Genomic DNA, 11,191 nt, shown 5'->3' on the forward strand with positions numbered 1-11,191 from the left:
TCCTCCACCCGAAAATGGAGTGGAGGACGACGCTGCCTTCTGCGAGGCATGCATGTAGCGTGAACTTACGCGCGGGAAATGTACTTGCCTTCACGAGTGTCAATCAGAAGGACATCATCCTGATTAATGAACAGGGGAACCTGTACGTTAAGTCCAGTTTCCAGCTTGGCGTTCTTCGTAGCGCCAGTGGCCGTGTTACCTTTAATGCCTGGCTCGGATTCCACTACGCGCAGCTCTACGCTGTTCGGCAAATTGATTCCGAGAATTTCGCCCTGGTAGCTAACGATTTTTACGTTCATATTTTCCTTCAGGAAATTCAGTTCCCATTCCAATTGTTCCGAGGACAATGTAAATTGGTCGTAGGTCTCATTATCCATGAAAGTATGGTCTTGTCCACTAGCGTACAAATATTGAACATCGCGATTCTCAATCATCGCTCTGCTCACGTTCTCACCGGCACGGAAAGTCTTTTCGACCGTATTCCCGTTACGGAGATTTTTCAGTTTAGAGCGGACGAATGCAGCCCCTTTACCCGGCTTTACGTGCTGGAACTCCAGTACCGTATAAATGTCACCTTCGAATTCGATGGTCAGGCCTGTTTTAAAATCGTTAACTGAAATCACAAATAGAACCTCCTATAGGATCAAATGAGTTGCATAACTACTATATGATAATATAAATTACCCCATATTAAAGCCGTTCATTAACAATCAATGACGGTAAATTCCTTGCTCGATTCAGTCAGTCTGCGGCAGCCGTCTTCCGTTATGACGACATCGTCTTCAATCCGGACCCCGCCGAAGCCCGGTATATAAATCCCCGGTTCGACAGTAACGACCATTCCCGGCTGAAGGATATCGTCGCTCAGCTTGGACAGGCGCGGGGCTTCATGCACTTCCATCCCCAGACCATGGCCGGTGCTATGGCCGAACTGCTCTCCGTAGCCGTAGCGTACAATAATGTCACGCGCCAAGGCATCCGCTTCACGCCCGGTCATGCCAGGACGAAGATGCGCCAGCGTATGCAGCTGCGCTTCCAGTACGATATCGTAAATCTCGCGATGCTTGGGAGCAGGCTTGCCGAGCATAACCGTCCTTGTAATGTCCGAGCAATAGCTGTTCAGCAGCGCTCCAAAATCCATTTTGACGAATTCATCACTGCGCAATACGCGGTCGCTGGCTACCCCATGCGGCAGAGCCGAACGCTCGCCCGAAGCCACAATCGTATCGAAGCAGCTTGAAGTCGCACCGTTCCTGCGCATGAAAATTTCGATCTCCAGCGCCATTTCCCGCTCTGTTACGCCCGGACGCAGCACCTTCAGCATATGCATATACGTCTGATCAGCCAATTCCGCAGCCTGTTTCATTAGCGCCAGCTCATGATCATCCTTGTAAATGCGCAGACCTTCAACCAGGCCAGCGGAAGGAATCAGCTTGACCGGCCGCAGTTCCTGCTCATATGCCCGGTATGTAGAAAAAACGACGTTCTCTTCTTCAAACCCGAGCTCGCTGATCTTCTGTTCGGCCAGCAGCTCCTTTAGCGTCTTTGCCACGGACGAGCCATGCTCCACAATTTCGAAGCCTGCGGCTTGATCGGCTGCCTGCGTCATGTAACGAAAATCCGTTAACAAATAAGACTTGTCCAGCGTAATCAGCACGAAGCCGGACGAGCCGGTAAATCCCGTCAAGTATTGCCGATTGACGTCTCCGGAAATCCATATCGCACCCAAGCCCTTCAGCCCCATGGCTTCCCGAAGGCGGCTTACTCTAGAATTCGCCATTATATGCTCTCCTTATTTCCGACTTTCCAGATACCGCACGAGCGCCATTAATCCCAGCTCATAGCTGTATGAGCCAAAGCCGGCGATTTGCCCAATCGCCAAGGCGGCGGTAACCGATGTATGACGGAATGATTCACGGGCATGAATATTCGACATATGCACTTCCACAAAAGGGATATTCACCGATGCAAACGCATCGCGCAGCGCATAGCTATAGTGCGTCCACGCCCCTGGATTGATCAAAATACCATCGATGCTGCCGAACGCCGCATGAATTTTATCAATCAGATATCCCTCGTGGTTGGTTTGATAACATTCAATCGCCAAACCCTGCTGCTCGCCCAGCTTCAAGAGCTTGTCCTCAATGTCGTGAAGCCCTTCGGAACCGTAAACGCCAGGCTCGCGTATGCCGAGCATGTTTAAATTCGGTCCGTTCAATACCAGGATACGGTACATCATGCCACACCCTTCCTGCAAAATAACCAAAAGTAATTTTAACATAGGTGTGAGGGAAAAGAGAAGCCTTTTATACTTATTGCAGCGCTTTTTGCGGTTCTCTGCGGCGTTCGTCTGTATATTCCATCGCGGCCGTATATCCGATGAACAGTCCCCATAGCAAATACAAGCAAAATTCGCTGATCAGCGTATCGACCGGGAGCGCAGTGACCTTCTTGGTCATGCCAAACATCGGCCCCAGAACAAGAAAGATCACCAGCCACCAGACAATACCGTAAATGATCCCGGGGTAAGGCCCCTTCAATCGTCGCATGAATATTGTATACAGCATTGCGGCAACGATCGAGAACAAAATGAAGAACAGCCACCCGACATAATAGCCTGTCTGCGTTTTTAGAAACGAGGTCTTGAAAAAGGGCTCCGCCAAATACCCAGGCACAACATCGGTAAGTCTGAAAAAATACATCAGCCCCCTCGCTCCCCCCCAGATTAGCCCGGCAAATAAACCAAGCTGCAAGCCGAACGTCCATATATTCGTTCTGTTGTTGCTTTGATTTCCTTGCTGCCGTTGATTCGACATTCGCGCATCCCTTCCTTTCCTGCTCTATCCAAGGCTTCCATTCGTCGTTTTAGTATGCGCATTTCCAAAAAGACTAAACAAACTAGAATTTGATTCCCATATTCGATACAATGGAATTATTCTTAGCGACAACGATATTAATTAGGGAAGGTGAAATATTTGCCGAAGGATTCCAAACCGAATATATATGGCGGCCAAGCCGTAATAGAAGGAGTCATGTTTGGCGGAAAGCATGTCAATGTCACTGCGGTCCGCCGCAAGAGCGGAGAAATTACTTTTTTGGAGGTCCCTAAAGAGGACAAGTCTTGGGTCAAGCGGCTGCGCAAAATCCCGCTGATCCGCGGCATAGTCAGTATTATTGATTCCAGCGCCAAAGGCTCAAAGCATTTGAACTATTCCGCCGAAGCCATGGCCGATGACGAGACGGAGCCAGAAGAACGGGCCAAGCAGAAGGAGAAGGAATCATCCGGCTTCTCTTTGACGATGATTGTAGGCGTGGCCATCGCCGGCGTTCTATCCTTCCTGTTCGGCAAAGTCGTGTTTACCCTGGTTCCGGCCGTCGTAGAGCAGTATTTGTTCGAAAACGCCTTCGACAACCGGGTGCTGCATACGCTGGTCGAAGGGGTCATTAAGATCATACTCCTCTTGGTTTATTTATGGGCTATCTCGCAAACCCCGGTAATCAAGAGACTGTTCCAATATCACGGCGCCGAGCATAAAGTAATAACAGCATACGAACACGGGGAAGAACTGACGGTTCAGAACGTGCAGAAATACAGCCGGCTCCATTATCGCTGCGGCAGCAGCTTCATTATTCTGACCGTCATCGTTGGCGTAATCATTTACTCTTTGTTCCACTGGGACAATGTCTGGGAGCGCATGTACATCAGATTGCTGCTTCTGCCGCTGGTTATCGGTGTATCCTTTGAGCTTCTGCGCCTGACCAATGCCGTTCGCGATATTCCCGTACTGCGGTTTCTGGGTTATCCGGGTCTGTGGCTTCAACTGCTGACGACAAAAGAACCAAAGGACGACCAAGTAGAAGTATCGATCGCCTCCTTTAACCGGATGCGAGAGCTTGACGCACAATATGAGCGGGAGGGCGTCCTTGAACAGCCTGCCCCTAATACTGCCTTTGATCCCGTGAAAGGATGATAAGCGATGAAGAAGCAGGCCATCTTATTTTGGAGCATGATTGGACTTGCTGCATTTGGCGTAATTAACGCAATATTCGGAAATGGTCGAATGAATTGGAGCAGCTTGCTGATTCCTGCCATCCTGGTGGGGGTCGTAGTCTGGCTCTACAAATTCCCGCCCCGCAAGTACAGGGCGAAGCATCCCAAAGTGAAACCTTCAGCCCGTACGATGGCCAAACTGGCTGCCGAGCAGCGCCAGTCCAGCGGGCAAAAGCGCAAGCATTATCCGTTCCAGGTCATCGAGGGGAACAAAGGGAAAAACGACGAGGATATACCGAGATACCACTAAGTCTTTAAATTTGCCTGCTGATACTTTATGAACTGTTCTTCGTAGTATTGGGTGTTCCATTCATCGAAGAAAAGGTTGCCGGATTGGAGACCAGATTCATAAAGCAGCAGGCTTTCTTCTTTACTGATATCGAATTGGGTTGTACCGATGCCAAGCGTCGGTATTTTTATTGTCCGGTAACGGTTTGACTGCTCAATGTATCTCTCGTCATGCGCGGAGAGCATCGTCTCTACGAGCGCTTGCAGCATCGTGAATGGGCCTCTGATCATATGAGGCTGGTTGGAGTTCTTCCCGACCATTTGGAAGCCTACCGTCGGGATCATCTTTTCGCGGGGTTTGCAGCTGTCATCATCGAACAGCCATAACGGAAAATTGCTCAGCAGCCCACCGTCAACGATATGCAGAAACTGATCGGCAAAAGGCTTGCCCGTGGACAGGCGCGGCGGCAGCCGCAGCAGCACCGGATCAAAAAAGTAAGGGATGCTGCAGCTCATCCGCACCGCCCGGGCAACTTCGAACTTGTGCGGTGTAATCCCCAGCTTCTGAAGATCATCGGGCAAAATTAAAATTCTGCCGCTTGTGATGTCGGAGGCGATGATCGTTAATTTACCCTTCGGCAAGTCTCCAAACGTTCGGATGCCTTTATCCTTCAAGAGCATCCGTATCCAATTCTCCAAAGATTCCCCCGAGTAAAGCCCTTTCTTCAACAAAACCCGCAGCGCCGGCCCTACGAGCCGCACATTAAAAATCCGCGACCTCTTCAGAAATTCCAGAAATGAAGTGCCCATGATGACATCCTTCATTTCCTCCGCAGAGTAGCCGGCGGAAATTAAAGCCGCTACGATAGAGCCGGATGAAGTACCCGCAACCCGGTGAAATACCGCTCCGTACCGTTCAGCCGCCCTGACGGCTCCCGCCAGGGATATCCCCTTGACGCCTCCGCCCTCGAATACGCCGTTTATCAGCATAAACAACAGCCCCCATTCCATACACGTCTACTGCTTATGTATGTCATGGGGGCTATTCCTATGTCATCCTAGGAGCCGAAATATGATTTCAATAATGGAACTAGTCCAAGGGGATTTTTCCTTAAATCTTTGGCGCTAAAAAAGATGCTGCCCTTCACTTCAGGAATTCGCTCATTGTACTCCAGCTGGTGGATAATTTCGTCCGCCGAATGCCAGCCGATTTCCGGCGTGCCAATCTTGTAAGGAGAATGGCCTATATACAGCTTCACCTGCGTTCCCCGAACCTCCTGTGCCCACCAGTCTGTCAAAATATCGTAACGCACCTCGGGGCGCGTCAGACTCCAATACAATTGCGGCGTAACGTAGTCAATCCATTCATTGCGAATCCAGGTCCTAACGTCGGCATAAGTGCTGTCATACGCGGTTATCCCTGCCTTCGTGTCTGAACCGGTAATATCCGAAGCCTTGTTGCGCCATACCCCAAACGGGCTGATTCCGTAAGAAACTGCCGGCTTGACGGCGCGGATGCTTTGACCAAGGTCGCGCACGAACTGGTTGATATTATCACGGCGCCAGTCCCCTTTGTTCAACTGATTCGCGTTGTACCGCTTCATCGTTGCATCGTCATTAAATTTGCTGGAAGCCGTCTCGCCAGACGGGTAGAAATAATCATCCAGATGCACCCCGTCGATATCGTAGCCATTTACGACTTCCATAATGGCATCAATAATATGCTGGCGCGCTTCAGGAATACCGGGATTAATATAGAGCTTGTCGGCAAATTTGACGATCCAGTCCGGATGCTGATGTACGACATGGCTGCTTGGCAGCTTGCTCGTATCGGCATTCATGCTAGCCCGGAACGGATTGAACCAAGCGTGAAACTGCATGCCCCGGCGATGCGTCTCCTCGATCAGGAATGCCAGCGGATCATATCCCGGATCCTTGCCCGCTGTTCCGGTCAGATAAACCGACCATGGCACAAGCTGGGATGGATAGAGCGCATCCGCGGTAGGCCTGACTTGAACGAATACCGCATTTAACCCCATGGCCTGAATCTCGTTCAGCAGCTTGGTGTATTCCTGCTTCTGCTGCTCGGCGTTTCCGTAAGATGCCTTCGTGGGCCAATCGAGATTGAGTACTGAGGATACCCAGACTCCCCGCAGCTCGGACGCTGCTCCGCCGCTTTCAGGCTGCTGAACCGCTGGTGGTGGCGTAGATGGCTGTTCGGTCGGAGGAATGACAGGCGTTGTTGGCCCGGTAATTGGCGGAATGCTCGTCCCCTGCGTAGATAGCGCAATCGTTCGCGTTGCGGAATTCCAGTCTACCTGTAAACCAAGCTGTTCCCCAACGAAACGAAGCGGAAGCATTGTTCGTCCGGACTGGATCTCAGCCGAGACATCGAGCTTCACCGCGGCATTATTCACTTGAGCCGATGTACTCCCCACCCGCAATACAATGATATTGCTGTCTTTCGCAATCGTGACGGACTTAGCGCTGGCCAGCCAGTCGACCTGAGCTCCCAGGCCTTCGCTGATCACCCGAAGCGGTACCATCGTGACATTGTTTTTCGGTTTGATATACGGAGGCGAATCGCTGGATAAGATCCGCCCATCCAGAACAATTTCGATCGGACGCGCCGCCGCAGCATCCGCGTGACCGGAGAAAGGCCAAATCAACAGCAGAATGATAAAAGAAAAGAACCAAGTGCGAAATTTCATGAGTAACCTCCAGATCATAGTAAATAATTGCCGGCGTCCAAAATAAGTCCCCTCTATCTCTAACGCCTTCCATGTCCCAAGAGTTGCGTTTAGCTTGCAATAAATGACTTGTGCCGGGCGATAAGACAAAAGAAAAAGCATCTGTCCGGGCAAGACAGATGCTCTAGCTAGGATTCGTTCATAATCTCCTTATCGACATCCCGAAGATCCTGAATTCTGGTTTCATCGCGCTTGAAATAATCCACCAGAGCAGCGATGCGGGTAATCGAATCCCAGCTCAGATGATGCTCGATTCCCTCCACATCTTTATAGATGTTCTCCTCATCGACGCCGATCATTTCCAAAAATTCCTCCAGCAGATGATGCCGGTCAACGAGACGCTTGCCGATCTTCTTGCCTTTGCTCGTAAGCACCAGGCCCCGATATTTCTCATAAATGACGTATTCGTCTTTATCCAGCTTCTGGATCATCTTCGTGACGGAAGAAGGATGTACCTCCAGTCCTTCGGCAATATCGGAAACACGCGCATAGCCCTTCTCATCAATGAGCTTGTATATGCGCTCCAAATAATCCTCCATACTAGGTGTTGGCATCTTACGAACCTCTTTTCCTCTATTGGCGTCGCGGAAACTGACCGCATTACCAAATGCTACTATATTAATGATACATGTTGTGCTCGTCCGTTGGCAAGTGCGCCCCAAATTTAGAATTTAAGCCATTCAGGCGTAATCTGCTGCAGCCAAATCGTAATTTTGGCCATTTGATTCGTAAACAGCAGCACCCCCATCAACAGCATCAGCGCACCGCCGATTTTCATGATCGCCGCAGAATAGCGGGTAATCCATTTCGTGCTGCCGATGAAAAAAGCCAGGATGAAAAACGGCAAAGCAAAGCCCAGCGTATATGCCGTAATCAGGTTTAGCCATGTTCCCGGCTCACTGACCGCAAGCGAAATAATTGCAGCCAAAATTGGCCCTACGCAGGGGGACCAGCCAGCGGAAAAACCGATACCAAAAATAAAAGAAGCCACATATCCGCTCTTCTTCATCTTAATATCCATTTTCCGTTCCTTCAGCAAAAATTGCGGCTGGAATATGCCGAGCAAAAACAAGCCCATAAGTATAATTAAAATAGCAGAAATCTGGCGGATCAAATCCCGATAATGGATGAAAAACTCGCCAAAAAGCCCGGCCCCGAAGCCAAGAGTATAGAAAACAACAGAGAATCCCAGAATAAAAGCGAGCGTGTGTGCCATCGTCTTCATACGGACTTCCCGCTTGTTTTGCTCCTTCTGCAGCGTTTGCACAGACATCCCCGTAATATAAGACAAATAGGACGGGTAGAGCGGCAAGGCGCAAGGCGAAATGAAGGAAGCAACACCTGCCCCGAAAGCTATCACTACATTAATATCAGCCATTACAGCCTCCGATCCTCAGATGAGATAGAAAGTATTGTAATGTTCTAAGCATTCAGCCCTTTTTTGCCTATAAGCGTAACGATCAGCATGCCGATGAGCAGCAGCACAATCGTAGCGCCCGGTGCCAGATTCCATATGCCGGCCATAATCAGCCCGATCACAACGGCAATTTCCGCGATAATGACCGAGAAGATCACCGAGGACTTGAAGCTGCGCGCAATAAGCAGACTGCATGCCGCTGGAATCGTAATTAAAGCGGATACGAGCAGGGCGCCAACGATCTTGATAGCGGTACTAATGACCAGCGCCGTCAGCACAGTAATCAGCAGGTTGAACAGCTTAACGGGCAGCCCGCTGACCGCAGCGGCATCCTCCTCAAACGTAAGGAGGAAAAATTCCTTGAAGAACAGGGCCACGACGGCGATAACGACGAGCGTAACCGCGCCGACGATGTATAAATCTTCCCTGCTCAAAGTGTAAATGCTGCCGAACAATACATCCGTATTGTACCCTATCCCGAGCGTAAAGAACAGCGAGGCCAGCGCCACGCCACCAGACATGATGATGGCTATCGACAGTTCCGCGTAGGCTTTATAAGCTTTGCGCAGCTTCTCGATCGCGAAGGAGGCCAATACTGCAAAGGCCAGTCCCACCCATATCGGATTGGCATGGATCAGGAAACCGAGGGCCACGCCCGCAATCGTTACATGGGCCAGCGTGTCCCCGATCATCGACAAGCGGCGCAGCACTAAAAAAATACCGATCAGGGGGGCTGTGATGCCAATGAGCAGCCCGCCTATCAGCGCTCTTTGAAAAAATTCTGCCGTAAGTATTTCCAAGTTTCACATCTCCTCAAAGTTTTGCCTAAGCAAAACTTACATCGAAAGCATAAGCCTAGTTTTGCGGAGCAAAACTTACTTCGTAAGCATAAGCTGGCCAATCTATTGGATTGAATGCTGAAGGTCGGGAATCGAACAATCCTGATCATGGGAATGCTTCACATAGAACTTGATCGCTCCGCAGCGATCCAGCGGCTCATTGCCCAAATTATCCTCAATCATTTCCACATCATGCGAGACCATCAGAAAGGTCATATGATGATGCGCATGCATATGGAAAATCAGCTCGAAGAAATCTTCCTGGGTCTGCGCATCGATTCCGACTGTAGGCTCGTCTAAAATTAGCAGATCCGGCTTATTGATCAAGGCTCTGGCCAAAAAGACGCGCTGCTGCTGCCCGCCGGACAGCTCCCCGATCCGTTTGTCGGCAATATCTCCGATGCGCATTACCTCAAGCGCATCGTCGCATTTCACCTGCTCCGCCTTGCCGATGCGGCGAAACAGCTTCTTATTGTTATACAATCCCGACATGACGACTTCTCTTACAGTCGCCGGAAACAAAGGGTTGAACGAATTTTTCTGCGGCACATATCCAATCCTGTCCCAATCACGAAAACGACGAATCGGCTGTCCAAACAGGCGAATTTCCCCATCGGTCGGCGACAGCAGCCCGACCATCATCCGCAGCAGGGTCGTCTTGCCGGCCCCGTTCGAGCCGATGACCCCGACGAAATCGCGTTCTTTTACCGTAAAACTGAAGTTCGAAATCACGTTCTTGTCCTTATAGGAAAAGGAGACATCGGCAAGCTCGATAATATTGTCATGGCAGGCCAACGCCGATGCCGCTAAATTGTCCGGTTTCATCTTGACCGTCCTTCCGCTGGTATGTCTCTCCTTATTGTAAGGCGAGAACAAGATTTTGCAAATTTTTCTCCATCAATGTAAAGTAATTCTCTCCAGCCTGCTCCTGCTGCTTCGTCAGCCCCTCAACCGGATTAAGCACCAGCGTCTTCACGCCCGCTTCCGAGGCCAGCGTGTTCACAAGCTTATCAGACACAAGCTCCTCAAAAAAGATATACTGAATACCTTCTTCCTTCACCAGCTTGGATAGATTAATCAAATCCTGGGCTTTCGGTTCCGCTTCCGGCGTCAGGCCCATAATCGAATGCTGGGTCAGCCCGTAATCCCGGCACAGATAGCCAAACGATTGGTGGGATACGACGATCTCTTTCCGGCTCGTCTTCGCCAGTTCCTCCGTAAACTTCGCATCAAGCTGCTGCAGGCGGGCATGCAGCTGTTCATAGCGGTCCTCGTATTGCTCCCGGTGAGCGGGATCAACCTCGATAAAGCTGTTTTTGATATTCTCAGCCATGATTATCGCCGATTTCGGACTTACCCAAGTGTGCGGGTCGATATGGCCGTGGTCATGATCATGATCATCCTCAGCATGGCCGTGTCCATCTTCATCATGATGATCCTCGTTGCCCGCGCCGTGCTGGTGTCCACCCTCTTCATCGCTTGCAATCAGAGGAATCCCCTCGCTTACTTCGACAGTCTTCACCTTGGAGTCGCTGCCCAGGCCTTTAAGGAAGCTGTCCAGCCAACCTTCAAGCCCCGCTCCGTTGTATAAGAAGAGCTGTGCTTTGGACGTGTTGAGGATTTCCTGGCTGCGCGGCGTCCAGTCATGCGGCTCGACGCCTACAGGCAGCAAATTGATAACATGCGCCTCCTCTCCTCCTATCTCTTTTGCAAATTCATAGAGAGGGTAAAAACTCGTAACGACGTTGACCTTGCCCGCAACAACCTTGTTTTCATTATTGTTGCTTCCGCAGCCGGCCAACAGCAGAGCTACCGCAAGAAGCAGCAGAACCGCTTTCCAACCTTTATATATGTTCATGTATGACGCCATTATGATCTTCCTTCCTAGCCATCCTTAATCGTAATT

Annotated in this window: 13 protein-coding genes; 2 read left to right on the forward strand and 11 right to left on the reverse strand. The window is 50.4% G+C overall.

Annotated elements, in window-relative coordinates; translation table 11 throughout:
- Nucleotides 1–65 precede the first annotated feature (65 nt).
- The 4 genes from efp to GNP95_RS07345 all read right to left on the reverse strand — a co-directional run bounded on the left by efp (nucleotide 66) and on the right by GNP95_RS07345 (nucleotide 2,816).
- Nucleotides 66–623 carry an elongation factor P gene (gene efp / locus GNP95_RS07330; protein ID WP_213590513.1) on the reverse strand — a complete coding sequence of 186 codons (558 nt, stop codon included), beginning with the start codon at nucleotides 621–623 and terminating at the stop codon, nucleotides 66–68.
- An 80-nt stretch (nucleotides 624–703) separates the two neighbouring features.
- Nucleotides 704–1,780 (reverse strand): M24 family metallopeptidase, encoded by a 1,077-nt coding sequence (locus GNP95_RS07335; RefSeq protein ID WP_155610212.1) that lies wholly within the window; start codon nucleotides 1,778–1,780, stop codon nucleotides 704–706.
- 12 nt (nucleotides 1,781–1,792) lie between these two features.
- Nucleotides 1,793–2,236 carry a type II 3-dehydroquinate dehydratase gene (gene aroQ / locus GNP95_RS07340; protein WP_155610822.1) on the reverse strand — a complete coding sequence of 148 codons (444 nt, stop codon included), beginning with the start codon at nucleotides 2,234–2,236 and terminating at the stop codon, nucleotides 1,793–1,795.
- Nucleotides 2,237–2,312: 76 nt separating this feature from the next.
- Nucleotides 2,313–2,816 (reverse strand): YqhR family membrane protein, encoded by a 504-nt coding sequence (locus tag GNP95_RS07345; RefSeq protein WP_155610213.1) that lies wholly within the window; start codon nucleotides 2,814–2,816, stop codon nucleotides 2,313–2,315.
- Between the two features lie 159 nt (nucleotides 2,817–2,975).
- Between GNP95_RS07345 and GNP95_RS07350 the strand changes: the two genes are divergently transcribed.
- Both GNP95_RS07350 and GNP95_RS07355 read left to right on the forward strand, forming a co-directional pair.
- The gene (locus GNP95_RS07350) at nucleotides 2,976–3,971 is read left to right on the forward strand and encodes a DUF1385 domain-containing protein (RefSeq protein ID WP_155610214.1); all 996 of its coding nucleotides are present in this window, start codon (nucleotides 2,976–2,978) and stop codon (nucleotides 3,969–3,971) included.
- A gap of 6 nt (nucleotides 3,972–3,977) precedes the next feature.
- Complete coding sequence (locus GNP95_RS07355; protein ID WP_155610215.1) at nucleotides 3,978–4,301, forward strand: hypothetical protein; 324 nt, start codon at nucleotides 3,978–3,980, stop codon at nucleotides 4,299–4,301.
- Here the strand turns inward: GNP95_RS07355 and GNP95_RS07360 are convergent.
- From GNP95_RS07360 to GNP95_RS07390, 7 genes are all read right to left on the reverse strand, one after another.
- Nucleotides 4,298–5,269 carry a patatin-like phospholipase family protein gene (locus GNP95_RS07360; protein WP_155610216.1) on the reverse strand — a complete coding sequence of 324 codons (972 nt, stop codon included), beginning with the start codon at nucleotides 5,267–5,269 and terminating at the stop codon, nucleotides 4,298–4,300. The two genes, GNP95_RS07355 and GNP95_RS07360, sit on opposite strands and share 4 nt — an antisense overlap.
- A gap of 68 nt (nucleotides 5,270–5,337) precedes the next feature.
- Nucleotides 5,338–6,990: a family 10 glycosylhydrolase gene (locus tag GNP95_RS07365; protein WP_155610217.1), complete on the reverse strand. Its 1,653-nt coding sequence runs from the start codon at nucleotides 6,988–6,990 to the stop codon at nucleotides 5,338–5,340.
- A 167-nt stretch (nucleotides 6,991–7,157) separates the two neighbouring features.
- Nucleotides 7,158–7,583 (reverse strand): transcriptional regulator MntR, encoded by a 426-nt coding sequence (gene mntR, locus GNP95_RS07370; RefSeq protein ID WP_155610218.1) that lies wholly within the window; start codon nucleotides 7,581–7,583, stop codon nucleotides 7,158–7,160.
- 110 nt (nucleotides 7,584–7,693) lie between these two features.
- Nucleotides 7,694–8,407 carry a cytochrome c biogenesis CcdA family protein gene (locus GNP95_RS07375; RefSeq protein ID WP_155610219.1) on the reverse strand — a complete coding sequence of 238 codons (714 nt, stop codon included), beginning with the start codon at nucleotides 8,405–8,407 and terminating at the stop codon, nucleotides 7,694–7,696.
- Between the two features lie 44 nt (nucleotides 8,408–8,451).
- The gene (locus GNP95_RS07380; protein ID WP_155610220.1) at nucleotides 8,452–9,246 is read right to left on the reverse strand and encodes a metal ABC transporter permease; all 795 of its coding nucleotides are present in this window, start codon (nucleotides 9,244–9,246) and stop codon (nucleotides 8,452–8,454) included.
- A 102-nt stretch (nucleotides 9,247–9,348) separates the two neighbouring features.
- Nucleotides 9,349–10,110 (reverse strand): metal ABC transporter ATP-binding protein, encoded by a 762-nt coding sequence (locus GNP95_RS07385; protein ID WP_155610221.1) that lies wholly within the window; start codon nucleotides 10,108–10,110, stop codon nucleotides 9,349–9,351.
- 31 nt (nucleotides 10,111–10,141) lie between these two features.
- Nucleotides 10,142–11,143: a metal ABC transporter solute-binding protein, Zn/Mn family gene (locus GNP95_RS07390; protein WP_230873724.1), complete on the reverse strand. Its 1,002-nt coding sequence runs from the start codon at nucleotides 11,141–11,143 to the stop codon at nucleotides 10,142–10,144.
- Nucleotides 11,144–11,191 lie beyond the last annotated feature (48 nt).

The sequence above is a fragment of the Paenibacillus woosongensis genome (genome assembly GCF_009725165.1).
Classification (GTDB): Bacteria; Bacillota; Bacilli; order Paenibacillales; family Paenibacillaceae; genus Fontibacillus; species Fontibacillus woosongensis.

What these genes read in the sequence shown, in the direction of transcription:
- GNP95_RS07335 (WP_155610212.1), bottom strand. Translation starts at nt 1,780, where the DNA reads ATGGCGAATTCTAGAGTAAGCCGCCTTCGGGAAGCCATGGGGCTGAAG.
- aroQ (WP_155610822.1), bottom strand. Translation starts at nt 2,236, where the DNA reads ATGTACCGTATCCTGGTATTGAACGGACCGAATTTAAACATGCTCGGC.
- GNP95_RS07345 (WP_155610213.1), bottom strand. Translation starts at nt 2,816, where the DNA reads ATGTCGAATCAACGGCAGCAAGGAAATCAAAGCAACAACAGAACGAAT.
- GNP95_RS07355 (WP_155610215.1), top strand. Translation starts at nt 3,978, where the DNA reads ATGAAGAAGCAGGCCATCTTATTTTGGAGCATGATTGGACTTGCTGCA.
- GNP95_RS07360 (WP_155610216.1), bottom strand. Translation starts at nt 5,269, where the DNA reads ATGCTGATAAACGGCGTATTCGAGGGCGGAGGCGTCAAGGGGATATCC.
- GNP95_RS07365 (WP_155610217.1), bottom strand. Translation starts at nt 6,990, where the DNA reads ATGAAATTTCGCACTTGGTTCTTTTCTTTTATCATTCTGCTGTTGATT.
- mntR (WP_155610218.1), bottom strand. Translation starts at nt 7,583, where the DNA reads ATGCCAACACCTAGTATGGAGGATTATTTGGAGCGCATATACAAGCTC.
- GNP95_RS07375 (WP_155610219.1), bottom strand. Translation starts at nt 8,407, where the DNA reads ATGGCTGATATTAATGTAGTGATAGCTTTCGGGGCAGGTGTTGCTTCC.
- GNP95_RS07385 (WP_155610221.1), bottom strand. Translation starts at nt 10,110, where the DNA reads ATGAAACCGGACAATTTAGCGGCATCGGCGTTGGCCTGCCATGACAAT.
- GNP95_RS07390 (WP_230873724.1), bottom strand. Translation starts at nt 11,143, where the DNA reads ATGAACATATATAAAGGTTGGAAAGCGGTTCTGCTGCTTCTTGCGGTA.